Raw genomic sequence first — 26800 nt, 5'->3', positions numbered from 1 at the left:
GGTTTCGTGAAATTAAGTGTTTCGTATCCCAAACCATTTCCCTATTTTTGCAGTCGCAAATTTGAAAACCAACTTAATTTAAAAATTTATGGAATCAATGATGATTTACGCGCCAATAGTAATGGCGGTATTAGGCTTAATCTTTATGGCCGTTAAACGCTCATGGGTAATGAAGCAAAACCCAGGCGATGGTAAAATGAAAGAAATAAGCGACCACATTTATGAAGGTGCCTTAGCCTTTCTTAATGCTGAATACAGATTACTTGCTGTTTTCGTTGTTATAGTTAGTGTTGCTTTGGCAATAGTTTCCTTCGTTGTTCCAACTACACATATATTAATAGTAGTTGCATTTATATTCGGTGCTATATTTTCTGCCCTTGCAGGTAATATGGGGATGAAAATCGCTACAAAAACAAACGTTCGTACTACTCAAGCTGCACGTACGAGTCTTCCAGATGCCTTAAAAATATCTTTTGGTGGTGGTACGGTAATGGGTTTGGGTGTTGCTGGTCTTGCAGTATTAGGCCTTACATTATTTTTCATTATTTTCTTCCACGTTTTTATGAATGGTGTATGGGAACCAACTACAGTTGATGGTATCACCAGAGCTCCACAGGAGTTAATGACCATCGTTCTTGAAACATTAGCTGGGTTCTCTCTTGGAGCGGAATCTATTGCCCTTTTTGCACGTGTTGGTGGTGGTATTTATACAAAAGCTGCTGACGTGGGTGCGGATTTGGTAGGTAAAGTTGAAGCTGGAATCCCGGAAGATGATCCGCGTAACCCAGCAACTATTGCCGATAACGTAGGTGATAACGTAGGTGACGTTGCTGGTATGGGTGCCGATTTATTTGGTAGTTATGTAGCAACAGTTCTTGCGGCGATGGTTTTAGGTAATTATGTTATTAAAGATATGGGCGGTGCCATTACAGATGCTTTTGGAGGTATTGGCCCAATTTTATTGCCAATGGCAATTGCCGGTGCAGGTATCATCATTTCTGTTATTGGTACTATGTTGGTGAAGATAAAAAGTAACGATGCCAAGGAAGCCCAAGTTATGGGCGCTTTGAATGTTGGTAACTGGGTTTCGATAGTTTTAGTGGCTGTTTCTTGTTTTGCTCTTGTAAAATGGATGCTTCCAGAAACTATGAATATGAGCTTCTTCGGTGAAGGGCTACAGGAGATTTCTTCAATGAGAGTATTTTACGCCACCTTGGTTGGTTTGGTTGTTGGTGCTGTAATTTCATCGGTAACTGAATACTACACTGGTTTAGGTAAAAAACCAATCCTTAAAATAGTTCAGCAATCATCAACTGGTGCTGGAACAAACATTATAGCAGGTTTGGCAACGGGTATGATTTCTACTTTCCCTTCAGTATTACTTTTTGCAGGTGCTATCTGGGCATCCTATGCTTTTGCAGGTTTTTACGGAGTTGCGCTTGCAGCTTCTGCAATGATGGCTACAACAGCTATGCAGCTTGCAATTGATGCTTTCGGACCTATTAGTGATAACGCTGGTGGTATTGCCGAAATGAGCGAGCAAGAACCAATCGTTCGTGAACGTACAGATATTTTAGACTCTGTGGGTAACACAACTGCTGCAACTGGTAAAGGTTTTGCCATTGCTTCTGCTGCTTTAACTTCACTTGCATTATTTGCTGCTTATGTAACCTTTACAGGGATAGATGGTATTAACATCTTTAAAGCGCCAGTTTTAGCGATGCTTTTTGTGGGTGGTATGATTCCGGTTGTTTTCTCTGCTTTGGCAATGAATGCGGTTGGTAAAGCTGCAATGCAAATGGTGAATGAAGTGAGACGTCAGTTCCGTGAAATTCCAGGAATTATGGAAGGTACTGGCAAACCACAATACGATAAATGTGTGGCTATTTCAACCAAAGCTTCTCTTAAGGAAATGTTGTTGCCGGGTATTATGACCATTGGTTTTCCATTGGTTATTGCTTTCGTTCCAATGATTTTTGGAATGAACAATATGGCAATTGCTGAAATGTTGGGTGGTTATATGGCCGGTGTTACCGTGAGTGGTGTGCTTTGGGCTATTTTCCAAAACAACGCCGGTGGTGCTTGGGACAATGCTAAAAAATCTTTTGAAGCAGGAGTAATGATCAATGGCGAAATGACCTATAAAGGAAGTGACGCCCACAAAGCAGCCGTAACCGGTGATACTGTTGGAGATCCATTTAAAGATACTTCAGGACCATCAATGAACATTTTGATTAAACTTACTTGTTTGATTGGACTTGTAATTGCTCCAATCCTTGGAGGCCATACAACAGATGCAATGGCTAATGAAACCTCTTCTGAAGAAGTTTACTTTATTGATGCCGATGGAAACAAAACAATTTTGACCGAAAAACAGGTTCAATATCTTGAAACCGGAAGTTCTATTGAAGAAGGTGAAAACCTAAATAACAAAACCGAAACAACGGTTGAAATGTTGAAGAACGATAACAACGACCAAGTAACAGCAAACGTTACCATTTCAAGAACAGTTGATGGTGTTGAAACTACAGAGACTAAAACGTTCACAGGAACCGAAGAAGAAGTTCGCGCACAGTTGAAAGATGTGGACGGGGTGAAAATTAAAGTGAAAGACAAGGAGTAAATAAATTCCAAATCACAAATAACAAATTCCAACCTGTAGAGCCTAAAGCTTTACAGGTTTTTTTATTTAAAGAAATTTCTCAATTCTCAATACTCAATTCTCAATACTCAATTCTCAATACTCAATACTCAATTCTCAAAATTTACTATCTTGGCTCTACCATGAATTATCACGACATTATAACTTTGGCTATCGCCTTTGGTTTGGGAATGCTAGTAGGCCTGCAACGCCAAAAAAGCAACCAAGAAATGGCGGGTGTACGAACCTTTACCCTCATTTCGATCATGGGGGTTGTTTCGGCCTTTTTGGCTCGAGACTTCGGCAATCCCTTTATTCTTCCTGTGCTTGGAATATGTATAACAGCATTGTTGGTGACCGCCAATGTGATAAAACTCAAAAAACTAAATGAGACTGATGTAGGTCAAACCACAGAAGTAGCAGCCTTACTTATGTTCGCAATTGGAGCATATTTGGTAATGGGCGATCGCGTGGTAGCTGTTATAGTAGGCGGTTCAATGGCTATTCTTCTTTATGTGAAGGAGCATCTCCACAATTTTATTGAAAAATTAAGTGAAAAAGATCTTGCGGCAATAATGACTTTTGCTGGAATTTCATTGGTAATACTTCCGCTGTTACCAGATAAAACTTATGGACCTTTGAATGTATTAAATCCGCGGAATATTTGGTTGATGGTGACATTGATCGTGGGCATTAGTGTGATTGGCTATTTCATCTATAAATTTGTAGGGAAGAAGGTTGGTATTATTTCTAACGGAATTCTGGGAGGTCTCATCAGTAGCACGGCAACCACGGTTAGCTATGCGCGAAAAACCAAGGATGCCGAATCTATCAACAAGATGGCGGCATTTGTCATTACCGCGGCTTCTGCTGTTGCTTTAGTAAGGGTTTTGGTTGAGGTTGGTGTGGTCATTCCCGAAAAACTACCCGAAATTGCGCTGCCACTTATAGCCGTTTTAGTTTTAATGGTCCTTTTGTGTATTGGTTTGTTTTACCTCATCAGTAAAAATAGTGAAGATGAAAAAATGGCGGAGCCTAAAAACCCAGCACAGTTTAAGAGCGCTTTGATTTTCGGTCTTTTGTACGGAGGAATTTTATTGGCTGTGGCATTCACAAAACAAGAATTTGGGAATGATGCTTTATACATAGTCGCAATTATTAGTGGACTAACGGATGTGGACGCAATTACACTCTCACTATCTCAATTAATGAAAGGCGGCGGATTGAATACCGCTACAGGTTGGCGGCTTATCCTTTTGGCATCCTTATCAAATTTACTCTTCAAAGGAATTATGGCAGCCGTTCTCGGCACACGCCAATTGGCAAAATGGTTAGGTATTTCCTTTGGCATCACCATCCTTTTTGGCTTGTTGCTGATGTGGCTTTGGCCTGAAACTTGGCATTTTTAATCTTTTGGAATTTCGATTAAAATTACTTGAAAATAAAAAACCCCATCAAACATGACGGGGTTTATCAATATAATATTTTGATTATTGTTTCGTAAAACTTAAAATCACTTCAGTTGTTGAAGTTACCGTAAAGCCTCCTTGTGACATTGTCTGACTTTCCACTGCTTTCAAAACCAAAGTATCATCGGTCAATTCTAAAATTTCAGCATCGTTAGTTTCGTTGTTAACTGTAATTGATAGTGTGTTGCCATTCATGATCCAATCTCCACTTGAAAGAAATTCAAGTCCTTCCACATTTTGGGTCGTTGTTTGCCCATATATTGTAGTGGAAAGTACGATACTATAACTTCCATCTGAAATAACTTTTTGAGGATTGTCAGTAAATGTTAGCGTATAGTTAATGTCATAAGCTTCACCAACATAATCTGCAGTAATGGTTTGTCCTTGTCCAGAAGTAGTAGTATTTCCGGTATAATCAACAGCCGTTCCTTTCCAAACCCCAACAATTTCACCATTGTTGGTTGGTGCAGCTGGACTATCATCGTCTTTTGAGCAAGAAATAGTTAATGAAATAAATGCGGTAAAAAGGATTAATTTAAAAATTTTCATCTGTAATGGTTTACGTGTTAATAAAAAGTTAAAGCGCGCAATATATAACTTTTATTAAATGTAAAAAAAGAAGAATTTTTATTTTTTTCTAGTGTTTAAAACAAGCCGTGAAGTTCCGCATCTATCTTGTTGATTACCTGACCTAAATGCTCAGGATCATCCACAAAATTTATGTTGTCCACATCAAAAATAATGAGGTTTCCTTTGTCGTAACCATGTATCCATGCTTCGTAGCGCTCGTTCAAACGGCTTAAATAATCAATGCTGATAGAGTTTTCATAATCGCGGCCGCGTTTGTGTATTTGGTTCACCAAATTTGGGATGCTGCTGCGCAGATAAATAAGTAGGTCGGGACCTTCGGTAACGCTTTCCATCAAATCAAAAAGCGAACGGTAATTTTCGAAATCGCGGTTTGTCATTAAGCCCATCGCATGCAGGTTGGGCGCGAAAATATATGCATCTTCGTAAATAGTACGATCCTGGATTACACTTTTTCCCTTTTCACGAATATCCAGAATCTGTCGGAAACGACTGTTCAAAAAGTAGATTTGCAAATTAAAGGACCAACGTTCCATTTGGTTGTAAAAATCGTCCAAATACGGGTTGTCTTCCACATCTTCATAATGGGCTTGCCATTTGTAATGTTTTGCCAATAAACGGGTAAGGGTGGTTTTTCCGGAACCTATGTTTCCTGCAATTGCAACGTGCATAGTTATTCTTTAGTTGGGAGGGTTAGTTTAAAAGTGTGCAAAATTTCGCCGTCATAAATATACAGGAAATCATTGGTAAGCTGCAAATCTTTAATAGTTATTTCGGTTAAAGATAGCTTTACCGTTTCGTGTGAAATGGCATCATTCCGCCTTGCGAAATCGGGGAGGTAGTAAAGTGAATTTTCCTTTAAAGTCACCAGATTTTCATTCTGTTGAATTATTTTCTCATACCCTTCCGAAGGCACTTCGTTTAAAATACTCCCGTAAATATTGAAGGCGCGCAGTTTCTTTTCCGTTAAAGTGAAGCAATAATTAAAATTGCTTGCCTGCGAAAGCAATTTCCCCGGAAAGGGTTGCGAAACCAAAGTCTGCAATTTTGAGCCGTAATTGTAAAGTTCCAATTGCTGTGTATCTACATTAAAAAGCCACAGACTGTTGTTGCCGGCATTAGTAGCTGTACTCACATTCAAAAACTGGGGGAGATTGTTGAAATTGATTCGCTGTATTTCGTTCAATTTGTTGTCCAACAAAACCACCGTATTCGTATCCTGAAAAAACACGACCACTTTTAGCGGATTAATAATATCTACTGAAGTGATACGTCCCAATTGTAGATCGTTGAAAAGAAAGTTACCGTCTGGCCCTTGTTTATTGATTACGCGATCTTTTATGAAATAACTGTTTTTATAATTGTCCAAACCTATAAACCTATCGGCAACAAGTGGAACCTTGCTCACGGGGGCAAGACTTTGCGCAATACCCAACTGGCAAATAAAGAATATAAAGAGAAAAAATTGCTTCATAGATTCGGCAAGTTACAAAATGAAGGTTTTATTTAAACGAAAAATAATGTAACAGATTATAACTTGGTTCGTCTTAGTGTTAGTGGACAATGATTTGTTCAAACAATTTAAACTATTTTTAAACATTTTGGTCAAAGTGTTTTAATTTTGACTCAAACCATCAATAAATTTTTATGAAAAGATATATTCTAATTTTTCTACTACTTTTTTCCTTTGGAATTAACGCCCAAAACATTAGCGGCCAAGCCTTTTATGAATCCAAGACTACGGTAGATATGGATGCCCTTGGCGGAGGCCGTGAAATGAGCGAGGAGATGAAAAAAACTGTAGCAACAATGATGAAAAGTGCTCTGGAGAAAACCTATATCTTAACTTTCAATAAAGACGAGTCTATATATAAAGAGCAGGAAAAGCTGGATGCCGCACCTATGAATCCCGGTTTTAAAATGATGTTGAGTAGCTACTCGCCCGGCGCACAATATAAAAATCTGAAAACGGGACAAATTGTGGAGGAAAATGAATTCTTCGGAAAACAGTTTTTGGTGACAGATTCCATCAAAACCCTGGATTGGCAAATAACAAAAGAATCCAAAACCATTGGGCAATACATTGCTTTCAAAGCAACTGCCATTAAAAAGGTTGATCCCAATGATTACAGTATGGCGCGTCCAAAAAAGAAGGACGAAAAAGAAAACACAGAAGTAAAAAAAGATACTGCCCAACCCCAAGACCCAATGGATATGATTGAAATTCCAGAGGAAATTGAGGTTACGGCTTGGTTTACGCCACAAATTCCGGTGAGTAACGGTCCGGGAGAATATGCCGGCCTTCCCGGACTTATTTTGGAATTGAATGTTTACAGAACCACACTTTTATGTTCCAAAATAGTTATGAACCCAAAAGATTCCGAAAAAATTGAACCACCCAAGAAAGGAAAGGAAGTTACCCGTGAAGAATACGTGAAAATTGTAAAGGAAAAGACTGATGAAATTCGCGAGAATTTTAGAGGTCGTGGCGGCAATGGGGGCGGTGGCCGTCGTGGCGGAGGATTTGGCGGATAAATATTTTTTCGAATACTATTATTCTCGGTATTGTAATAATAAATTTTAAATGATAAATGTAAAAGTTAAGAGTTTAGGGAAAAAGATAATTCAATTTTAAACTTTTAACTTTATCATTTTACATTTTGCGGTTCAACATTGACTTTTATTTAGTACCTCTTATAATTTAAAATTCCACTTTAAAATTATGTATAAAATCCTTTATTTAGGTCTCTTGTTTTGCGGGTTTTCCCTTTCCGCGCAAAGCATAAAGGTGAAAGGAACCATTAAAGACAGCATCGGCAATCCGCTTGAGTTTGCAAATGTTATTGCTAGTATAAAATCTTCCGGTGCAACGGAATCCTACGGAATTACAAACTACCAAGGGCGCTATCAATTAGATCTTCCCAAAGGAAACAACTATATTTTAAGAGCAAGTTTTTTGGGTTATGAAACCAAGGAACAAACCGTAAATGTTCCCGCCGATGCAGAAAATATTGATTTGGATTTCATTTTAAAACCACAGGAAAACCAGTTGGATGACGTGGAAATTGTTTACGAAATGCCCGTGACGGTAAAGGGCGATACCATTGTTTACAACGCAGACAGCTTCACAAATGGCGACGAAAGAAAGTTGGGAGATGTAATGAAAAAACTCCCCGGCGTTGAGGTAAATGATGAAGGTGAAATACAAGTGGAAGGCAAAACCGTTACCAAAGTAATGGTGGAAGGCAAGGATTTCTTTGATGGCGACAGTAAGCTCGCCACAAAAAACATTCCTGCCGATGCCGTTGATAAGGTTGAGGTTTTAAGAAATTACAATGAAGTGGACCAAATGCGTGGCCTTGGAAATGATCGCGATAATGTTGCAATAAATATTAAATTAAAGGAAGGAAAGAAAAATTTCTGGTTTGGGGAAGTAACTGCCGGAGCGGGATTGGCAGATGAATACGGTGAGGAAAATGGCAGATATTTGGTGCACCCAAAACTTTTCTATTACAGCCCAAAATACAGTATAAATGTAATAACCGATTTCAATAATATTGGGGAAGTACCTTTTACATTTCGGGATTATTTCAACTTTACGGGTGGTTTTAAAAACTTCAATAAAGGTGGTGGAACCAGTTTTAGGATTAGCGATAGCGACCTTGGGTTTGCAGTTTCTCAGAACGATAGAGCAAAAAGTATTGATGCGAAATTTGTTGCGGGAAACTTCAGTTATGCTGTGAATGACAAGCTGGATATCAGCGGCTTTGGAATTTTGAGCGACAACAAAACGAATATCGTCAACAACAGTATTCGTCAGTATATCTTAACGGGAATTACCGAAAACACGAACACCAGCAACGACCAGCGCAACCAATTGGCAATGCTGAAATTGAGCAGCACTTACAAACCGAATACAAACTTTCAATTGGATTATGATGCTTTGGTGAAAACTTCGAAACAAACTGAAGACGACGCCACTATTTCAATAGTTGGAGGCAATCAAAACGATATTACGGAAGTGAAGGAAAACAAGCCGTTTTCAATCAATCAAACTGCGAATGTTTATTATACTTTGGACGATAAAAATATATTCGCGGCAAAGGTTCAGCATTTGTACCAAAACGAGGATCCGTTTTATCAAGCTGCTCAGGATTCCATTCCGTTTCGTGGGGTTTTTACACAAATAAATCCCCTGGATCCTTTTAATAGCGATGCCGATACTTTTGATCCTTTGGAGCAATCCGATAGATATAATATAAATCAGAACAAAACCGTAAAAAGCAATAAACTGGATGCAAAGGTTGATTATTACTACGTTCTTAATAACTTGAGCAATCTAAATTTTACAGTTGGAACAACCTACAGCAACCAGAAATTCAACTCTGCAATTTTTCAGATTTTGGATAATGGTACTCAAAACGCTTTTGCGGAAAACGATTTCAACAATAATGTAACCTACACTTTTACGGATGCTTTTTTCGGGCTTCACTATAAGCTGAAAAGTGGAAAATTTATTTTCACACCCGGTCTTACACTTCATAATTATAGCTTGAAAAATGAGCAATTGGGAACGACCGCAACGCAAAATGATTGGATGGTTTTGCCAGATGTAAATGTGGTTTTGGAATTGAAGAAAAGTGAAAACCTGCGTTTTAACTATTCAATTACTTCGGAATATAGCGATGTAAATAATTACGCCCAAGCATACGTTTTCAACAATTATAACCGACTTTTCCGAGGAAATCGTGAGTTGGAAAACTCGCTTTCGCACAGTTATAATCTTACCTATTTCAGCTTCAATCTTTTCAACTATACAAACCTTGGCGGAAATTTGAGTTACACCCGAAGAATTGATGCTATCAAAACAAATACGCAATTTGTGGGTATTCCAACGGACACACAATCAGCGGGAATTAACCAGGTGAGTACCCCATTAAATTTTGACAGCAATTTCCCTGATGAAACTTTTTCGGCAGTAGGAAGATTTAGTAAAACCATTAAAAAAGTTCAGTTTAAACTTGATGCTGCGGTCTTTTTGACCAAAACCAATAATACTATAAATAATGAAATTCGCGAAAGCCAAAGTCTTACGCAGAATTATAACGCCAGTGCTCAAAGTAATTTTAAAAGCTTTCCAAATTTTGAGGTAGGGTATCGTTTCGTAAAAAATGATTACGATAATGGTGGATCAAAGCAGGTTTTTTTTACAAACCGTCCGTATGCAAATGTGAACCTTCGCTTTATAAAGGATTTCAATCTTTTTGCTGAATGGGATTATTACAAATACACAAACGACGCCAAGACCGTTGAAAACAGTTATTCCTTTTTCAATGCCAATTTATATTACAAACACGGTGAAAGCCCTTGGGAATTCTCGGTACAGGCTACAAATATTTTGGATACCAAATCCATTAACAATGATAATTTTAACGACCTCTATAACACAACTTCACAGTATTTTGTGATGCCTCGTATTGTGATGTTTGTAATAAAATATGATCTGTAGTTTTATTGAGAGCCCAGCAAAGCAATCTCGTGAATTTTCCCTAAATTTCCATAAAAATCATTGTCATGCGAAATATCTTCCTCGGAATTGTAATTGCTTTTGTAATTGTATTCGGTTTGCGCTATTGCGAAGACCGAAAAGACAAGCGTGAGACACTTGAAGCGAATACTTCGCTTATTCAAAAGGAATTAAAAAACGTAGGGAAACTGATTGTTACCGAAGGCAGCTATGCACAGGTTTTTACATATAACGACAGTAAAGATTTATTCTACGGATTACTTGACGCTCAAAAAAAAGCCTTGATCGTTGTAAACGCAAAAGCTAGTATAGCTTACGATTTAAGCAAGGTAAACACAAATGTTGATGAAGTCACAAAAACCGTAACTATCACAAACATTCCAGAACCGGAGCTTTCTATCAATCCAAACATTCAATATTACGATATTACGCAAGATTATTTGAATCAGTTTACCGCTTCAGATTACAACAAAATAAAAAGCCGGGTTGAAAAGTCACTTCGAAAGAAAATTGAAGCTTCAGAATTACGCACGAATGCTGAAAACAGGTTGATTTCCGAACTTCAGAAAATTTATATTCTCACCAACTCAATGGGGTGGACGCTGAAATACAATTCCACCGTAGTTGAAAATGAAGCGGAACTGCAAAAGCTGAAACTATAGCATGTATTCTTTCGCATGCCCATTCTGTACAAGCCATTGGTTCAAATCAATATCGTCAATGATAATGTTTGCAAGGTAACGACCGTATTTTTCCTGTTTGTCTTTATATGAATTGATGATAACTTCCTTATCCAGAATCATCGCCCGCACAATATCGCGAACCACCAATCCTTTTTCCCGTTCCTCACCGCGAATTTCCGGAGTGTCTATTCCGTAAAGGCGAAATTTCATTTGCTGAAAATGGTAAAACCCTAAATCTACCATTGCGGTAATGGTATCTCCGTCATAAACGTCTATAACCTTTGCTTTGTATTGATACATAATTTCAAATTTTTGTTAGTCATTATAAAACTACAAAAACTGAAATTCAGCGCTTTGAAAAAGTTGTAAATTTTTCCCATCACTTGGGGAAGGGTTAGGGGTGAGCTTATAATTTCTGGCTCAAACTGAACCAACCCCCACCATTCATTGCTTCAATACCGTTGCTTTTTAAAATTCCCGCCGCACTCGCGCTACGCACTCCACTGGCACAACAGGCAATTACGGGCTTGTCCCATTTTTTTATTTCGCCTATTTTTGAAGAAATAGTCTGAAGCGGAATATTTTTAGAACCAGGTATTGCTCCGCTTTCATATTCACCTTTGCTGCGAACATCTACGATTATAGCGCCGCGGCTTTTAAAATCCTGAATTTTTTTAGTTTTGTTTCCGAATAAAAAATCAAATAGTCCCATATAATATATTTTGTCACCCTGAGCTTGTCGAAGTGTTAATTAATAATTTCTTTTGTTTCTAAAAGTGCCAATCCACCTTCAATTAAATGTGCAACTTTTGGTCGTTGTTGCTTCAAATTTAAAAGATGCCTTAAAACTTCCTCTGAAAAACCTGAATCAGTTTGTTCAATCAATTCATAAATTTCCAACGGAAGTAGCCAATCGGTTTGATGGTTTTGTTTTAAAGTTTTAAAAACTTGCTGAAGCTTTGTCGCGTCTATTTCTTCAGAATTACGAATAGTTCTAACTTCTTTATAAAGCGCATTCAGTTCAATTTCTATTTTCGAAAGTTGCGGACGAATAGTTTCGCTGGAAGAAGTATGCGTCACTAAATTAAAAGAATGATAATCTGCCGCACCGGCAAAAGCCGAAACAATTTCCTTACCCACCGCCATATCGAAATCGCCCATTTCTGGGGAAAACAACACTTCATTTTTATATTTTACGGTACAGTCCGTAAATTGAATCAGCATCAATTCTCCCCGAAGGTTTCGTATTCCCGTAACATTCAAACCTTGCACGGTTATTCCGCTTTCAAATTCAAAAGCAATCTGTTTTCCGTCGTAAAAATTATATGCCTGTAAATCGCGCGGGCCCATATTTTCAATAGCCAAATTGATCCCTTTCAGTTTTCCCAAAGGCGAACGGAACCCTTTTTTATGACGAAGTATTCCGTGGCCAATTACTTCTTTTTCGCGATAGGAAAGTGCGGTTTCGCCTTCAGTTTCAAAATAGACAACTTCGTTATCGTCGTTTTTGATCATTCGTGAAAAGTGACCGCTTATTTGAAGTCCCGTGCTAATTTCAATCGTCCCGAGTTGTTTGGATTTTATCAGTTTTTTCAAACCACGCCAACCGCCTTTCCGAACCGCCATGGTGTTTGCAAACTCCTCCAAAACTTCCTGTAAATACGCAAAATCTGGCGTAACGTAAAGTTGTGGCTGAGGTTTTGTAATATCGAAATCTTGGTATGCTGCGTCGATGGAATAAGGGATTTTTTTCACTTCATCCTTCATACACCAAACACTTTCGCCAATGGAAGAAAGCAGTCCGGCTCCGTAAATCTTTGGATTTTCAACAGTGCCAACCATTCCGTATTCCACGGTCCACCAATGCAAATTTCGAATCAAGGAAATCTCGGAAGGTTTCACTTTTTTGTTTTGAAGTTCTTCCACACGGGCTTCAGCAGCATTTATTAATTCCTGCGAAATTCCTTCGGCTTCCTTTAAAATGGAAAGCTCGCGGACGGCTTCATACATATCAATATCGTGCTCGCTGGAAATTGCTTTTGCGCCCACTTCGCCAAAGCGGCGTAAATATTCCGCATAATCCGGACTCGCAATAATTGGTGCATGACCGGCGCCTTCGTGAATAATATCGGGCGCTGGCGTGTATTCTATGTTTTCAAGTTGGCGAATATCACTAGCAATCACAAGCACTTTGTAGGCTTGAAATTCCATAAAAGCATTCGGTGGAATAAAGCCATCAACAGCAACCGCAGCCCAACCAATTTCCTTCAAAATACGGTTCATTCCGTACATAGAAGGGATTTCGTTTATGGATATACCGGTTTTTTTAAGGCCGCCCAAATAACTTTCGTGGGCAACCTTTGCCAGATAATCTACGTTTTTTCGCATTACATAACGCCACACCGCTTGGTTTATGGGCGTGTATTGCTCATAGTTTTGCGGTTTTATGTACTGTTTCAAATGTGGCGGCAACTGGTCCAGCAGTTCGTTGGTTTCAATCTTGCTTTCCATAGTTCAAAAGTATAGAATATTAGATTTTTTTCACTATAATAGTGAAATTGATGTAATTTTTTTACATTTGTCATTGACAAAAAACCCACCTGCTCCTGCAGATGGGTCTAATTAAAATACTAACCGTTCAGCTCACGAAGGATTAGATAAATTAGAAACAAAATTAAATACAACGTATCCATAGAGTCTAATTTTATGAAGCGTTAATATTAGAGAGCCGAGATACTGCAATATCTCGGTTTCTTTTTTCATAACGGATAACTTCATTACCGTTCGATACAAATTTACTTCGTTTAAAATGAACGTTAAAACAAACTTGTCAACATTAAAAACCCATTTAAGCACCTGAATATCAATTAATTGTTTCTTTTGCCGAAAATAGAGATGTTTATAATCCCTATATTACATCAATGAAAACACTTTCCAGAAAAGACGAAATAATATCGGTAGCAGCCCATCTTTTTAACGAAAAAGGATATAAAGCCGTTTCCATGCGTGATATTGCGACGGCAATGGACATAAAGGCTGCGAGTCTTTACAACCACATTAGCGGAAAGCAGGAAATACTTTCTGAAATCATTTTGAAAGTTGCGGAGGAATTTACGGTTGGAATGGAAAAAGTGGTTAGTGAAAATAGTTCAGCAATAAAAAAAGTTGAAAAAGTAATTGAACTTCACATAGATATTACGGTAAATCATTCCGAAGCACTTGCAGCGTTGAACAACGATTGGATGCATTTGGAAGATGAAGATTTAAAAGCTTTTGTGAAAATGCGGGAAGACTACGAGGAAAATTTCCGAAGCATAATAAAACAAGGGATCGATGCGGGAGAAATAAAGCAATATCACCCCGAAGTAATACTTTTTTCAATACTTTCCACATTGAGGACGCTGTATTTATGGAATCAAAAAAGAGGAAAATTGGACGTGAATATTTTGAAAAAAGATATGGTTTCGGTTTTGATAAAAGGTATTGTATAAGCTTGTCAGTTTGAGTGCAGTCGAGAACTATTGTTGGACGCCTCGACTGCGCTCGGCGTGACAAAGTTAATAATTTGCAATTCTAACTAACAAGCGTTAGTTTTGTTAACTTAATTCGACAAAAAAAGTGGCGAAATTTCATAAAATAAAAGTTAAGGACGTTTACAAGGAAACCGATGACTGTTCGGTGATTACTTTTGAAGTTCCCGAAAATTTGGCTGAAGAATTCCACTTCCGTCAAGGCCAGCATTTAACTTTAAAAGCTGATATAAACGGTGAAGACACGCGTCGTTCCTACAGTTTGTGTTCAAGTCCGGTAGATAAAGAATGGCAAGTTGCGGTAAAGACCATTCCCGAAGGCAAGTTTTCAAATTTTGTAAATTCAAAATTGCACACCGGCGATACTTTGGAAGTAATGGTTCCCAGCGGAACTTTCGGGGTTGATGTAAATCCTGAAAAACCTAAAAACTATCTTTTTTTCACCGCCGGAAGTGGAATTACTCCCGTGCTTTCCATGATCAAAACGCATTTAGCATTGGAGCCAAATTCAACTTGCAAGCTGTTTTATGTGAATAGAACGGCGAAATCCATTATCTTTAAAGAAGCTTTGGAGCAGTTGCGGAACGAATATTTCGGAAGGCTGGAAATTTATTATTTTCTAACCAAAGAACGCCGCGATATCGAACTTTTCAACGGTCGTTTTGACGATGAAAAGATGAAAGTGCTTACCAAAAATTTCATCGATATTCCAGATACGAGCGAAGTGTTTCTGTGCGGTCCCGAAGAAATGGTAAATTATGTAAGCAATTATTTGGTTGAAGCAGGTTTGCCAAAGGAATTGGTTCATTTTGAATTGTTCGTAACCGGATTGACCGAAGAAGATAAAAAACGCGCCGAACGTTTGGCGCAACAAAATGTGGAAGGTGTTGAGGTGACCATTGTGGATGCAGGAAAGGAATTCCAATTTACAATGACAAAAGATTTTGACAATATCCTCGATGCTGCTTTGGCGGCTGGTGCAGATTTGCCCTTTGCCTGTAAAGGCGGAGTTTGCAGCACTTGCAAATGCCAAATTTTGGAAGGCAGTGTAGAGATGAAAATAAATTACGCTTTGGAAGAAAAAGAAGTGGCGCAAAACTTTGTATTGAGTTGCCAAGCAGTTCCAACTTCCGAAAAAGTGAAAGTAGATTTTGATGTATAACTAGCTTACGGCTTAGCGCCTAAAGCTTAAAGCATATAGTGATGAGTGAAAAAGAAGTAAAAAACTTAGAGGAAATTTTCGAAGCCCGCATTGCGCGAGATGAAAAGATAGAGCCGAAAGATTGGATGCCGGAAAAATACCGTCAAACCCATATTCGGCAGATGAGCCAGCACGCACATTCTGAAATTATTGGAATGCTCCCTGAAGGAAACTGGATTACCCGAGCTCCTTCTTTGCGAAGAAAAGCTGCATTATTGGCAAAGGTTCAAGATGAAGCTGGACACGGATTGTATCTCTATTCCGCCTGCGAAACCTTGGGAATTTCCCGCGATGAACTTTACGAACAATTACATTCTGGAAAGGCGAAATATTCTTCCATTTTCAATTATCCTACAATCACTTGGGCCGATATGGGCGCGATTGGTTGGTTGGTTGACGGTGCGGCGATTATAAATCAGGTGCCACTTTGCAATACTTCTTTCGGACCTTATGCAAGAGCGATGGTGCGTGTTTGCAAAGAGGAAAGTTTTCACCAACGCCAAGGTTTTGAAATTATGCTTACGCTTTGCCGCGGAACCGAGGAGCAAAAAGCAATGGCACAAGATGCGCTAAACCGTTGGTGGTGGCCAAGTTTGATGATGTTGGGCCCAACCGATGCGGAATCCATTCACACAGAGCAATCGATGAAATGGAAACTGAAACGAAAAAGTAATGACGAATTGCGCCAACAGTTTATAGATCAAACGGTGCCGCAAGCAGATCTTTTGGGAATCACCGTTCCCGACCCAGATTTAAAATGGAATGAGGAAACCGGACATTATGATTTTGGTGAAATTGATTGGGATGAATTCTGGCAAGTGGTGAAAGGCCACGGCCCGTGCAACAAAGAACGAATGAAAGCCCGCGTTGACGCTTGGAATAATGGCGAATGGGTTCGTGATGCAGCAATGGCGCACGCTGAAAAAAATGAAAAACGAAAAGTTGCAAAAGCAAGTTAAGATGGAAAACACTAAAAAAAATTGGCCCCTTTGGGAAATATTTGTCCGTAGTAAAAATGGGCTGGAACACCGTCATTTTGGAAGCCTTCATGCTGCTGATGCTGAAATGGCAATGGAAAATGCACGCGATGTTTACACCCGTAGAAACGAAGGCGTAAGCATTTGGGTGGTGGAAAGCAAAAACATTACTGCTTCAAACCCGTCGGAAAACGGTGAAATGTTTGAACCTGCACAGGATAAAGTGTATCGTCACCCTACTTTTTACGATTTGCCGGATGAGGTAAAGCATATGTAAAAGGAAATTAAAAATGTAAAAATTAAAACCGAAGAATGTAAAAGTGTGTTGGAGCTAATTAGAAACTTTATCATTTTACATTTATAATTTTAAATTTTTCAGTTTAAAAATATGAACAAGAATCTCTACAATTATATTCTCACAATCGCCGATAACAGCTTAATCCTCGCACAGCGATTGGGTGAACTTTGCGGTCACGGCCCAAATTTGGAAACCGATATTGCACTGACAAATATTTCGTTGGATTTGCTTGGGCAAACCCGAAGCTATTATCAATATGCTGCAAAAATTTCCGGAGAAAATAAAACAGAGGATGATATCGCTTTCCTAAGAATTGAAAGAGAGTATAAAAACTGTTTATTGGTTGAACAGCCAAATACACATTTTGGATACGTGATTGGTCGTCAGTTTCTATTTGATGTCTATCACTTGATGTTGATGGAAAAACTGCAGCACAGTCCCGATGAAACTTTAGCTGCAATTGCCAAAAAAGGAATAAAGGAAGTGAGTTATCACAAACGATTTTCAAGTGATTGGGTAAAAAGATTGGGCGATGGGACCGAGGAAAGCAATGTAAAAATGCAGGAAGCCATTGACGATCTTTGGCGATTTACTGACGAACTTTTCTTTATGACTGAAGCTGAAAGAGAAATGACAAAAGAAGGAATCGGAATTGATATTTCAACCTTCAAAGAAAAATATTACGAAGAGGTTTCCGAAGTTTTAAGAGAAGCCACGCTTACTGTTCCTGAAAACAACTATTTCACAAAAGGCGGAAAAGAAGGGATTCATACAGAGCATATGGGTTATATTTTGGCAGATTTGCAATATATGCAGCGAACTTATCCTAACATGACGTGGTAATTCAACGCTCAATTTTCAACTAACAATTTTCAATTTTCAACAAAAAATTAATTATGGAATGGAAATTTGATTTAGAAAATAGACTTATAGGTTTTGCAATTATTTGTATAAAGTTATTTACTAAAGTTGAATATAATTATGCTTTAGACCATTTATCAAAGCAATTAATAAGGTCTTCAACGGGAGCCGCTTTAAATTATGGCGAAGTGCAAGGTGCAGAATCAAGTAAGGATTTCATTCATAAAATGGGAATTGTTTTAAAGGAATTAAAAGAATCGCGAGTCAATTTGAAAATTTAAATTGGAGCTGAATTATTGAAAGATATTGAGAAGATCGAAAAGAGTTTAAAGGAATGTGAAGAATTGATTTCCATCTTTGCAAAAAGCATCCAAACTGCTAAATCCAAAAGCTGAAAATTGAATATTGAGCATTGAAAATTGAATATTTAAATATAGAAAGTCATTTAATTGAAACATTATCATCTGTTTCCGATCCAGAGATTCCTGTGCTTTCGGTTTTGGATTTGGGCGTAATTCGCGAAGCAAAAGAAGAAAACGGAATTGTAAAAATAAAACTCACACCAACCTATTCGGGCTGTCCCGCAATGGACGTGATTGCTGACGATTTAAAAGCTGCTTTTTCAGAAATAGGAAAAAATGTAGAAGTTGAATTGGTACTTTCCCCAGCTTGGTCAACAGATTGGATTTCAGAGGAAGGGCTCCAAAAAATGGAGGAATACGGTATTGCCCGTCCACTTTCAGAATCGCATGACAAAGACGTCTTGCTAGGCGAAAAAAAGATGGTGAAATGCCCACAATGCGGAAGTACTAACACACATCTAGTTAGTCAGTTTGGTTCCACGGCCTGCAAAGCTTTGTTCAAATGTGATGATTGCCAAGAACCATTTGATTACTTTAAATGTTTAAAATAGCGAAAATAAAAAACCTAAAAATGTAAAATTTCAAAGTCAAAAGTAAATTCTTTATTATTTAGACTTTTGCGGTTTTACATTTTAAATTTATATAAAAGTGAAAAGCATAACCACCCAAATAGAAAACAAAATAGCAACGCTAACGCTAAATCGCCCGGAAGTCTTTAACAGTTTCAATCGTGAAATGGCGCTACTGCTTCAAAACGAATTGGATGCCTGCGAAAAAAATCCAGAAGTTCGCGCAATTGTAATCATTGGAAGCGGAAAGGCATTTTGCGCCGGGCAGGATTTAAAGGAAGTCACGTCACCAGAATTGAACCCTGGTTTTAAGAAAATTCTCGAAGAACACTACAACCCAATTATTACTCGAATCCGAAATATTGAAAAGCCAATTATTGGAGCAATTAACGGTGTCGCAGCTGGCGCGGGCGCAAACATAGCTTTAGCGTGTGACGTTGTAATTGCTTCGAAAAATGCGAGTTTTATTCAGGCTTTCAGTAAAATCGGATTAGTTCCCGATAGTGCAGGAACCTTCTTTTTGCCACGGTTGATCGGTTTTCAAAAAGCATCGGCTTTGATGATGCTGGGTGATAAAGTTTCTGCCGAAGAGGCTGAAAAACTTGGAATGGTTTATAAAGTTGTTTCTTCAGAAAATTTTATGGAAGAGGTTAATAATATCGCTTCCATTTTGGCCAATATGCCTACCAAAGCATTGGGGTTGACAAAACGTTTATTAAATAATTCAATGCGGAATTCTTTGGAAGAACAATTAAATTTGGAAAGCAAACTGCAAATAGAATCTGCCCAAAGTGAAGATTATGCAGAAGGTGTTGATGCGTTTGTGAACAAAAGAAAACCTGAATTTAAAGGGAATTAAAAGTAAAAATGTAAAACCGAAAAATGTAAAATTTAAAAGTGTTCTTTTAAATTTTGGATTTATCATTTAAAATTTATGATTAAAAACGTTGGAATTATAGGGAGTGGAACAATGGGTGCTGGTATTGCACAAGTAGCTGCCACGGCTGGTTGCTCAGTGAAATTATACGATACAAAAACCGAAGCCTTGGAGAAAGCCAAAGCTGATTTGGAAAAAATAATGGACCGTTTGGTGGAAAAGGGAAAAATTGATTCCCCAGAAAAAGAACGCATCCAAAACAATATAAAATACGTCAGTACATTAAAAGAACTGAAAAATTCTGATTTGACAATTGAAGCAATTATTGAAAATCTAGATATTAAAAAGAATGTGTTTTCAACACTTGAAAAATTTGTGAGCGATGACTGTATTATTGCCTCAAATACTTCTTCTTTATCAATTGCATCAATCGCTTCATCTCTTCAAAAACCGGAACGTTGCATTGGGATTCACTTTTTCAATCCAGCACCTTTGATGAAATTGGTTGAAGTAATTCCCGCTATCCAAACTTCTGAAGAAACTTTAAAAACCTCCGTAGAAAATATTAAAGAGTGGGGAAAAACCGTTGCCGTTGCAAAAGATACCCCAGGATTTATAGTGAATAGAGTTGCCCGCCCTTTTTACGGCGAAGCACTTCGCATTTATGAGGAGGGAATTGCTTCATTTGCTGAAATAGATTCGGCAATGAAAGAAATTGGAGGTTTCAGAATGGGCCCGTTTGAACTGATGGATTTTATTGGGAATGACGTAAATTACATTGTCACCGAAACTGTTTTTGAGGCATTTTATTACGATCCACGCTATAAACCTTCTTTCACTCAAAAACGTTTTTCAGAAGCAGGTTATTGGGGAAGAAAAAGCGGAAAAGGATATTATGATTATTCAGAAGATGGAAAAATGTCAGCTCGAGCGCTTCCGATAGCTATCGGAACGAGAATGAATTCTGAGGAAACAGTTTCTTCAGCAGAAATATTTGAAAGAATATTGATAATGCTAATAAACGAAGCCGCAGATGCCCTGTTTTGGAACATCGCTTCTGCAGAGGATATCGACAACGCAATGACAAAAGGCGTAAACTATCCAAAAGGCTTATTGGCGTGGGCCGATGAAAAAGAAATAGATTGGTGTGTAAAAAAAATGGACGAACTTTATGAAATATATCACGAAGATCGTTACCGTTGTTCACCGTTGTTAAGACGGATGAAAAAAGAAAAAAGAACGTTTTATTAATGTAAAATGTAAAGCCGAAAAATTAAAAATGTAAAAGTGTTCATCTGACTTTTGCCTTTTAAATTTCACATTTATTATTTTAAATTTTAATGGAAGGAACCAAAATACCACATAAAATGCTCAGCCAAGACGCTTTCAGTTCGTGGCTCGGTATCGAGATTTTAGAGGTTGAAAAAGGCAGGTGCAAGGTAGCAATGACCGTCCGCAAAGAGATGCTTAACAGTATGAACAAAGCCCACGGAGGGATAAGTTATAGTTTGGCGGATACCGCTTTCGGCTTTGCCGCGAACACCCACGGAAAATATGCCGTATCCATTGAAACTTCAATCAATCATATTGAGGCTTTGAATGAAGGTGATTATTTAACGGCGGAATCCGTCATTGAAAAAGTAAATAACAAACTCGGTTTTAATATCGTTGAAGTAAAGCGCGGTGATGAATTGGTCGCGCTTTTTAAAGGTGTTGTTTATAGAACTAACAAGGATTGGGAATAATTCAAATTAATAAAAAATCTAACTAAAACCTATAAATTATGAAATGGCAAGGTAGAAGGCAAAGCGGAAACTTGGACGATCGCCGGGGAATGAGCAAAGGCAAATTGGCCGCAGGTGGTGGAATAGTTGTAACATTAATTGTTTTGGCGTTAAACTTCTTCGGTGGTGAAACGGGACAACAACTCGCACCAATAGTTGAACAAATAGGAAACAGCCAAACAGTTCAGCAAACAGAGCAAAGAGAACTTACTGCCCAAGAAAAGGAAATGGGGAATTTCATGGCTACAGTTTTAGCTGATACTGAAGATGTTTGGAACCAAATTTTTAGGCAAAATAATATTGGTGAATACGAAAAACCTACAATGGTTTTGTTCACTGATGCAGTAAGTACTGGTTGCGGGAATGCAATTTCAGCCTCCGGACCTTTTTATTGTCCCGCAGACCATAAATTGTACATGGATTTAGCATTTTTTGATGAATTGAAAACCCGTTTTGGAGCAAAAGGAGGTGATTTTGCTATTGCTTATGTTACTGCGCATGAAATTGGCCACCACGTGCAAACATTGCTTGGGACTTCACAAAAAGTAACGCAATTACAACGTCAAAATAGATCTGAAGCCAATAGGCTTTCTGTAGCTTTGGAACTTCAAGCCGATTTTTATGCAGGGCTTTGGGCGCATTATAACCAAGAATATTTAGAAGAAGGCGATATTGAAGAAGCTTTGAGTGCCGCCAACGCTGTTGGTGATGATGCCATTCAGAAAAGAATGCAGGGTAGTGTTGTGCCTGATAGTTTCACCCACGGAAGCTCCGAACAACGAATGAAATGGTTTATGAAAGGATATAAAACCGGCGATATAAAGCAGGGTGATACCTTTTCAGAAATTTTAAATTAAAAGAATGAAAGAAGCATATATAATTGATGGAATTCGAACGCCAATAGGCAGTTATCAAGGAACGTTAAGCGCTGTAAGAACAGACGATTTGGCTGCTTTGGTAATTGCTGAAATAGTAAAAAGAAATCCCAATATCCCAAAAGAAGCCTATGATGATGTAATCCTAGGCTGCGCAAACCAAGCTGGGGAAGACAATAGAAACGTGGCGCGAATGGCATCTTTATTAGCTGGTCTTCCCGTGACGGTACCAGGTGAAACGGTAAACCGACTTTGCAGCAGCGGACTTTCGGCAATAATCCACGCAAATCGCGCGATTAAAGCTGGCGATGGTGATTTATTTATTTCTGGAGGAGTTGAAAATATGACGCGTGGGCCTTACGTGGTTGCAAAACCATCTTCCGCCTTCGGAACAGATGCAAAAATGTATGATTCCAGTTTTGGTTGGCGTTTTTTAAACCCAAAAATGGCCGAAATGTACGGTACAGACGGAATGGGAAATACCGCCGAAAATTTGGTTGAAAAACATAACATTTCCCGTGAAGACCAAGATGCATTCGCGTATCATTCACAAATGAAGGCTGCAAAAGCACAAGAAAATGGAAGACTGGCTAAAGAAATTGTTTCCGTAGAAATTCCGCAGCGAAAAAAAGACCCGATTATTTTTAAGGATGATGAATTTATCCGCCCTGAAACCACAAAAGAAGTGTTGGCAAAACTGCGCCCCGCTTTCAAAAAAGATGGAAGTGTTACTGCTGGAAATTCCTCAGGTTTAAATGATGGAGCCGCCGCAACCATAATTGCTTCTGAAGATGCCGTAAAAAAATATAATTTGAAACCAATTGCTCGAATTGTAAGTTCGGCTGTAGTAGGAGTAGAGCCACGAATTATGGGAATTGGACCTGTTGAAGCTTCAAACAAAGCGTTGAAAAAAGCAGGTTTGAAGATGGAAGATATGGACGTGATTGAATTAAACGAAGCTTTTGCCTCGCAAGCGTTAGCGTGCATCCGTGAATGGGGATTGAAAGATGACGACCCAAGAATCAATCCAAACGGCGGTTCTATTGCCATTGGTCATCCGCTTGGGGTTACCGGGACGCGAATCGCCTATTCCGCGGCATTGGAACTTCAACTTCAAAACAAAAGATATGCATTGATTACAATGTGTGTGGGCGTTGGGCAGGGATATGCTGCAATTATCGAGCGCGTTTAAAAGATTTTTTCCACTTAAAAGTGGAATTCTAAAAAAATAAGAATGAAAAAACTACATAATTACGTTACAGGACAATGGCTTGAAGGAAATGGTGAAGGCGTCCCGATGAACGATGCCATTACTGGAGAAGTCATTGCGCTATCAGATACTGAAGGTTTAGATTTTGCCGAAATACTTCAATACGGAAGAACAAAAGGAGGCGAAGTTCTTCGAAAAATGACTTTTCAGGAACGTGGAAATATGTTGAAAAAATTGGCGCTTTACCTAGTTAAAAGAAAAGCCGATTTTTATGAAATAAGCTACCGAACGGGAGCAACAAAAGTTGATAGTTGGATTGATATTGAAGGGGGTTTTGGAAACTTGTTTGCAAATGCTTCCCTTCGAAAATTATTCCCAAATCAATCCTATCATGTTGAAGGAGATCCAATAGATTTATCTCGCGGCGGACGTTTTATGGCGCATCACATTATGGTGCCAAAACGCGGGGTTGCAATTCATATAAACGCATTTAATTTTCCAGTTTGGGGAATGCTTGAAAAATGTGCAGTAAATTGGATGGCGGGCGTTCCAGCCGTAGTTAAACCAGCTACAAATACTTCCTTTTTGACCGAAGCCGTAGTTCGTGAAATTATTGCTTCCAAAATTTTACCAGAAGGCGCATTGCAACTTATTACAGGTTCAGCCAGAACTATTCTCGATAGCGTGGAATCACAGGATGTGGTTACGTTTACGGGTTCTGCAACTACGGGCCGAATGCTTAAAGCGCATAAAAGAATTATTGAAGAAGCAGTTCCATTTACAATGGAAGCAGATAGTTTGAACGCCTCCGTTTTAGGCGAAGATGCCGTTCCCGGAACGCCTGAATTTGACCTTTTCATAAAAGAAGTAAGAAATGAAATGACGGTAAAATGTGGGCAGAAATGTACCGCAATTCGTCGCGTTATAGTTCCCCAAAATTTAGTTGAAGATGTTCAAATTGCACTCGGGAATGCCCTTTCAAAAGTAACTATTGGTGACCCCCGTTTAAAGGAAGTGCGAATGGGTTCTTTGGTGAGTTTGGATCAAGTGAAAGAAGTTAGGGAGCGCGTTCAAGAATTATCCAAAACTGCCAGTATTGTTTATGGTGATTTAGATAAAATTGAAGTTATTGGCGCTGATGCTAAAAAAGGCGCTTTCTTGGCGCCAATTTTACTTCGCGAAGATAATCCATTTAAAAATTTGGCGGTTCACGAAACCGAAGCTTTCGGTCCAGTAAGCACGATTATGCCTTACAAAAATTTGGATGAAGCGATTACTTTAGCACAAATGGGGAAAGGTTCGTTGGTTTCTTCCATTGCGACAAACAATGATAAAATTGCAAAGGAATATGTAATAAACGCCGCTTCCCATCACGGAAGAATTCTAGTATTAAATCGAGAAAGTGCCAAAGAAAGTACAGGTCACGGTTCACCGTTGCCAAGTTTGGTTCACGGAGGTCCGGGGCGTGCCGGTGGAGGCGAGGAAATGGGAGGTGTTCGCGGAATAAAACATTACTTACAGCGCACCGCAATTCAAGGTTCGCCAACCACTTTAACTGAAATTACCGGAATTTATCAAGCGAATTCGAAGTATAAAGAAGCGGAACAGCATCCGTTTAAATATCACTGGGAAGACATCGAGCCAGGAATGTCCCTAAAAACCCATAATCGAACAATTACTGATACAGATATTATCAATTTTGCCAATCTTACTTGGGATCATTTTTACGCACACACTGATATCACTTCGCTCGACGGAAGTATTTTCGAAAAGCGAACTGCACACGGTTACTTCATCATTGCGGCGGCGGCTGGCTTGTTCGTTTATCCAAACAAAGGTCCGGTTGCGGCAAATTATGGTTTGGAAGATTGCCGATTCCTTCGCCCGCTTTACCATAATGATACAATATATGTACGCTTAACTTGTAAGCAAAAAGTAGATCGTGATGTCGCTTCCGCAGAACATCCCAGCGGAATCGTGAAATGGTTTGTTGAGGTTTTTGATACCGAAGATGAATTGGTTGCTGTTGCAACCATTCTCACAATGGTTCAGAAAAAACAAGAGACTTTTGTTGAAATGACCGATGAAAAAATCGAGGAATGCTTGAACAAACTAACCGAAGATACCAAGCCAAAATGGGGCATCATGACACCCCAACATATGTTGGAACATTTGGAGTACACCTATAAGATAGCTTCGGGAAAAGTTCAGGATTTTGAGGTTGCCACACCCGAAAAGATTTTGGAAAAAGTCCATGCGAGTCTTTATAACTATGACAAATTTCCTCGAAATACAAATTTCCCACAATTGGAAAAAGATACTTTGGATACATTGAAACATTCCGATTTAGCAACGGCTAAGGAGAAATTTATCGAGGAAAGGGAAGCATATAAAAAATATTTCAAAGAAAATCCTGAAGCCAAATTGAACAATTTGGTTTTTGGTGAAATGAATCGGTACGAATGGTATTTGTTGGAGCGGAAGCATTTAAACCACCATTTCGAGCAATTCGGACTAATTTAAATTTAAAATATTTTGGAAAAACCATACGTAAACATAACAACCGAAAAAGGAATTGCAACAATAGAGTTCTTCCATCCGGCACACAATAGCCTTCCGGGAGATTTGTTGGCAAAACTTGCAAATACAATCACCGAAGCTGGAAATAACGATGAGGTGAAAGTAATTATTCTGAAAAGCGGCGGCGATAGAACATTCTGTGCGGGTGCGAGTTTTAACGAATTGATAAACATAAACGACCCAGAAACGGGAAAGGTTTTTTTCAGCGGATTTGCAAACGTTATCAACGCGATGCGGAAATGCCCAAAGTTTATAATTGGTAGAATCCAAGGGAAAACCGTTGGTGGTGGTGTGGGCGTTGCTTCGGCTACCGATTTTTGTATGGCTACAAAATTTGCAGCAATTAAGTTAAGTGAATTAAATGTGGGAATCGGCCCCTTTGTAGTGGGTCCCGCAGTTGAGAGAAAATTAGGCTTAAGCGCAATGAGCCAAATAGCCATTGATGCAAATTCGTTCTACGAAGCCGAATGGGCGCGTCAAAAAGGTTTGTACAATCAGGTTTTTGATACTTTGGAAGCATTGGATGAAGCCGTTCAAAATTTCGCAGAAAATCTTTGCAATTACAATCACGAAGCTATGAAAGAAATGAAAAAAGTATTTTGGAGCGGCACGGAGGATTGGGATGAACTTTTGGCTGAGCGTGCTGTAATTTCAGGGAGATTGGTGCTAAGTGATTTTACGAAGGAAATGTTGAAGCGGTTTGAGTGATGAGTGATTAGTGGTGAGTGGTGAGAGCAAAATGCTAGTTTTACTTTGGGTGATGAACGC

General features: G+C 38.7%; 25 protein-coding genes. 19 read left to right on the top strand and 6 right to left on the bottom strand.

Annotated features, from left to right (window positions below; all coding sequences use genetic code 11):
- Positions 1-88: 88 nt before the first annotated feature.
- Positions 89-2623 carry a sodium-translocating pyrophosphatase gene (locus Q2U82_RS02465; RefSeq protein ID WP_410006152.1) on the top strand — a complete coding sequence of 845 codons (2535 nt, stop codon included), beginning with the start codon at positions 89-91 and terminating at the stop codon, positions 2621-2623.
- 161 nt (positions 2624-2784) lie between these two features.
- Positions 2785-4050 carry an MgtC/SapB family protein gene (locus Q2U82_RS02460; protein ID WP_410006151.1) on the top strand — a complete coding sequence of 422 codons (1266 nt, stop codon included), beginning with the start codon at positions 2785-2787 and terminating at the stop codon, positions 4048-4050.
- An 81-nt stretch (positions 4051-4131) separates the two neighbouring features.
- Here the strand turns inward: Q2U82_RS02460 and Q2U82_RS02455 are convergent, their stop codons facing one another.
- The 3 genes from Q2U82_RS02455 to Q2U82_RS02445 all read right to left on the bottom strand — a co-directional run bounded on the left by Q2U82_RS02455 (position 4132) and on the right by Q2U82_RS02445 (position 6172).
- The gene (locus tag Q2U82_RS02455) at positions 4132-4659 is read right to left on the bottom strand and encodes a lipocalin family protein (protein WP_410006150.1); all 528 of its coding nucleotides are present in this window, start codon (positions 4657-4659) and stop codon (positions 4132-4134) included.
- A gap of 95 nt (positions 4660-4754) precedes the next feature.
- Positions 4755-5369, bottom strand: coding sequence for a deoxynucleoside kinase (locus tag Q2U82_RS02450; protein ID WP_410006149.1), 615 nt, complete (start codon positions 5367-5369; stop codon positions 4755-4757).
- A gap of 2 nt (positions 5370-5371) precedes the next feature.
- Positions 5372-6172: a hypothetical protein gene (locus tag Q2U82_RS02445; protein ID WP_410006148.1), complete on the bottom strand. Its 801-nt coding sequence runs from the start codon at positions 6170-6172 to the stop codon at positions 5372-5374.
- Positions 6173-6345: 173 nt separating this feature from the next.
- On the opposite strand from Q2U82_RS02445, the gene Q2U82_RS02440 reads away from it, so the two are divergent.
- The 3 genes from Q2U82_RS02440 to Q2U82_RS02430 all read left to right on the top strand — a co-directional run bounded on the left by Q2U82_RS02440 (position 6346) and on the right by Q2U82_RS02430 (position 10887).
- Positions 6346-7233 (top strand): GLPGLI family protein, encoded by an 888-nt coding sequence (locus tag Q2U82_RS02440; RefSeq protein WP_410006147.1) that lies wholly within the window; start codon positions 6346-6348, stop codon positions 7231-7233.
- Between the two features lie 187 nt (positions 7234-7420).
- Positions 7421-10207 (top strand): carboxypeptidase-like regulatory domain-containing protein, encoded by a 2787-nt coding sequence (locus Q2U82_RS02435; RefSeq protein ID WP_410006146.1) that lies wholly within the window; start codon positions 7421-7423, stop codon positions 10205-10207.
- Between the two features lie 65 nt (positions 10208-10272).
- Positions 10273-10887, top strand: coding sequence for a DUF4230 domain-containing protein (locus tag Q2U82_RS02430; protein WP_410006145.1), 615 nt, complete (start codon positions 10273-10275; stop codon positions 10885-10887).
- Here Q2U82_RS02430 and Q2U82_RS02425 read toward each other — a convergent pair.
- The 3 genes from Q2U82_RS02425 to Q2U82_RS02415 form a co-directional block, all read right to left on the bottom strand.
- Positions 10882-11208, bottom strand: a complete 327-nt coding sequence (locus Q2U82_RS02425) for a thermonuclease family protein (protein WP_410006144.1) — start codon at positions 11206-11208, stop codon at positions 10882-10884. The genes Q2U82_RS02430 and Q2U82_RS02425 overlap by 6 nt on opposite strands.
- 106 nt (positions 11209-11314) lie before the next feature.
- Complete coding sequence (locus Q2U82_RS02420) at positions 11315-11620, bottom strand: rhodanese-like domain-containing protein (RefSeq protein WP_410006143.1); 306 nt, start codon at positions 11618-11620, stop codon at positions 11315-11317.
- Between the two features lie 35 nt (positions 11621-11655).
- Entirely contained in the window at positions 11656-13419 is a 1764-nt protein-coding gene (locus tag Q2U82_RS02415) for an aromatic amino acid hydroxylase (protein WP_410006142.1), read from the bottom strand.
- Positions 13420-13829: 410 nt separating this feature from the next.
- Between Q2U82_RS02415 and Q2U82_RS02410 the strand changes: the two genes are divergently transcribed.
- The 14 genes from Q2U82_RS02410 (at position 13830) to Q2U82_RS02345 (ending at position 26740) form a co-directional block, all read left to right on the top strand.
- Entirely contained in the window at positions 13830-14399 is a 570-nt protein-coding gene (locus Q2U82_RS02410) for a TetR/AcrR family transcriptional regulator (RefSeq protein WP_410006141.1), read from the top strand.
- Positions 14400-14526: 127 nt separating this feature from the next.
- Positions 14527-15600, top strand: a complete 1074-nt coding sequence (locus tag Q2U82_RS02405) for a 2Fe-2S iron-sulfur cluster-binding protein (protein WP_410006140.1) — start codon at positions 14527-14529, stop codon at positions 15598-15600.
- Between the two features lie 41 nt (positions 15601-15641).
- Positions 15642-16598 carry a 1,2-phenylacetyl-CoA epoxidase subunit PaaA gene (paaA, locus tag Q2U82_RS02400; protein WP_410006139.1) on the top strand — a complete coding sequence of 319 codons (957 nt, stop codon included), beginning with the start codon at positions 15642-15644 and terminating at the stop codon, positions 16596-16598.
- Complete coding sequence (gene paaB, locus Q2U82_RS02395; protein WP_410006138.1) at positions 16567-16893, top strand: 1,2-phenylacetyl-CoA epoxidase subunit PaaB; 327 nt, start codon at positions 16567-16569, stop codon at positions 16891-16893. The genes paaA and paaB overlap by 32 nt, the downstream gene beginning before the upstream one ends.
- A 111-nt stretch (positions 16894-17004) precedes the next feature.
- Positions 17005-17757 (top strand): 1,2-phenylacetyl-CoA epoxidase subunit PaaC, encoded by a 753-nt coding sequence (gene paaC / locus Q2U82_RS02390; protein ID WP_410006137.1) that lies wholly within the window; start codon positions 17005-17007, stop codon positions 17755-17757.
- 53 nt (positions 17758-17810) lie between these two features.
- Positions 17811-18056, top strand: coding sequence for a four helix bundle protein (locus tag Q2U82_RS02385; RefSeq protein ID WP_410006136.1), 246 nt, complete (start codon positions 17811-17813; stop codon positions 18054-18056).
- 131 nt (positions 18057-18187) lie between these two features.
- Positions 18188-18688, top strand: a complete 501-nt coding sequence (gene paaD, locus Q2U82_RS02380) for a 1,2-phenylacetyl-CoA epoxidase subunit PaaD (RefSeq protein WP_410006135.1) — start codon at positions 18188-18190, stop codon at positions 18686-18688.
- 97 nt (positions 18689-18785) lie between these two features.
- Positions 18786-19565, top strand: coding sequence for an enoyl-CoA hydratase-related protein (locus Q2U82_RS02375; protein WP_410006134.1), 780 nt, complete (start codon positions 18786-18788; stop codon positions 19563-19565).
- A gap of 75 nt (positions 19566-19640) precedes the next feature.
- Positions 19641-20834: a 3-hydroxyacyl-CoA dehydrogenase NAD-binding domain-containing protein gene (locus tag Q2U82_RS02370; RefSeq protein ID WP_410006133.1), complete on the top strand. Its 1194-nt coding sequence runs from the start codon at positions 19641-19643 to the stop codon at positions 20832-20834.
- Positions 20835-20923: 89 nt separating this feature from the next.
- Entirely contained in the window at positions 20924-21328 is a 405-nt protein-coding gene (locus Q2U82_RS02365; RefSeq protein ID WP_410006132.1) for a PaaI family thioesterase, read from the top strand.
- A 38-nt stretch (positions 21329-21366) separates the two neighbouring features.
- Positions 21367-22224, top strand: a complete 858-nt coding sequence (locus Q2U82_RS02360; protein ID WP_410006131.1) for a neutral zinc metallopeptidase — start codon at positions 21367-21369, stop codon at positions 22222-22224.
- Positions 22225-22228: 4 nt separating this feature from the next.
- Positions 22229-23434 (top strand): 3-oxoadipyl-CoA thiolase, encoded by a 1206-nt coding sequence (gene pcaF, locus Q2U82_RS02355; protein ID WP_410006130.1) that lies wholly within the window; start codon positions 22229-22231, stop codon positions 23432-23434.
- A gap of 42 nt (positions 23435-23476) precedes the next feature.
- Positions 23477-25975, top strand: coding sequence for a phenylacetic acid degradation bifunctional protein PaaZ (gene paaZ, locus Q2U82_RS02350; RefSeq protein WP_410006129.1), 2499 nt, complete (start codon positions 23477-23479; stop codon positions 25973-25975).
- 12 nt (positions 25976-25987) lie between these two features.
- Positions 25988-26740 carry an enoyl-CoA hydratase/isomerase family protein gene (locus Q2U82_RS02345; protein ID WP_410006128.1) on the top strand — a complete coding sequence of 251 codons (753 nt, stop codon included), beginning with the start codon at positions 25988-25990 and terminating at the stop codon, positions 26738-26740.
- Positions 26741-26800: the final 60 nt, after the last annotated feature.

The organism is Aequorivita nionensis, from assembly GCF_046352995.1.
Classification (GTDB): domain Bacteria; phylum Bacteroidota; class Bacteroidia; order Flavobacteriales; family Flavobacteriaceae; genus Aequorivita; species Aequorivita nionensis.
This window is presented reverse-complemented; position numbering and strand designations above follow the sequence as displayed.

Coding starts and splice junctions, on each gene's coding strand:
- Q2U82_RS02435 (WP_410006146.1), top strand. CDS start 7,421: ATGTATAAAATCCTTTATTTAGGTCTCTTGTTTTGCGGGTTTTCCCTT.
- Q2U82_RS02415 (WP_410006142.1), bottom strand. CDS start 13,419: ATGGAAAGCAAGATTGAAACCAACGAACTGCTGGACCAGTTGCCGCCA.
- paaB (WP_410006138.1), top strand. CDS start 16,567: ATGAAAAACGAAAAGTTGCAAAAGCAAGTTAAGATGGAAAACACTAAA.
- Q2U82_RS02465 (WP_410006152.1), top strand. CDS start 89: ATGGAATCAATGATGATTTACGCGCCAATAGTAATGGCGGTATTAGGC.
- paaC (WP_410006137.1), top strand. CDS start 17,005: ATGAACAAGAATCTCTACAATTATATTCTCACAATCGCCGATAACAGC.
- Q2U82_RS02425 (WP_410006144.1), bottom strand. CDS start 11,208: ATGTATCAATACAAAGCAAAGGTTATAGACGTTTATGACGGAGATACC.
- Q2U82_RS02455 (WP_410006150.1), bottom strand. CDS start 4,659: ATGAAAATTTTTAAATTAATCCTTTTTACCGCATTTATTTCATTAACT.
- Q2U82_RS02430 (WP_410006145.1), top strand. CDS start 10,273: ATGCGAAATATCTTCCTCGGAATTGTAATTGCTTTTGTAATTGTATTC.
- Q2U82_RS02440 (WP_410006147.1), top strand. CDS start 6,346: ATGAAAAGATATATTCTAATTTTTCTACTACTTTTTTCCTTTGGAATT.
- paaZ (WP_410006129.1), top strand. CDS start 23,477: ATGAAAAAACTACATAATTACGTTACAGGACAATGGCTTGAAGGAAAT.
- pcaF (WP_410006130.1), top strand. CDS start 22,229: ATGAAAGAAGCATATATAATTGATGGAATTCGAACGCCAATAGGCAGT.
- Q2U82_RS02460 (WP_410006151.1), top strand. CDS start 2,785: ATGAATTATCACGACATTATAACTTTGGCTATCGCCTTTGGTTTGGGA.
- Q2U82_RS02365 (WP_410006132.1), top strand. CDS start 20,924: ATGGAAGGAACCAAAATACCACATAAAATGCTCAGCCAAGACGCTTTC.
- Q2U82_RS02360 (WP_410006131.1), top strand. CDS start 21,367: ATGAAATGGCAAGGTAGAAGGCAAAGCGGAAACTTGGACGATCGCCGG.
- Q2U82_RS02385 (WP_410006136.1), top strand. CDS start 17,811: ATGGAATGGAAATTTGATTTAGAAAATAGACTTATAGGTTTTGCAATT.
- Q2U82_RS02410 (WP_410006141.1), top strand. CDS start 13,830: ATGAAAACACTTTCCAGAAAAGACGAAATAATATCGGTAGCAGCCCAT.
- Q2U82_RS02420 (WP_410006143.1), bottom strand. CDS start 11,620: ATGGGACTATTTGATTTTTTATTCGGAAACAAAACTAAAAAAATTCAG.
- Q2U82_RS02370 (WP_410006133.1), top strand. CDS start 19,641: ATGATTAAAAACGTTGGAATTATAGGGAGTGGAACAATGGGTGCTGGT.
- paaA (WP_410006139.1), top strand. CDS start 15,642: ATGAGTGAAAAAGAAGTAAAAAACTTAGAGGAAATTTTCGAAGCCCGC.
- Q2U82_RS02450 (WP_410006149.1), bottom strand. CDS start 5,369: ATGCACGTTGCAATTGCAGGAAACATAGGTTCCGGAAAAACCACCCTT.
- Q2U82_RS02445 (WP_410006148.1), bottom strand. CDS start 6,172: ATGAAGCAATTTTTTCTCTTTATATTCTTTATTTGCCAGTTGGGTATT.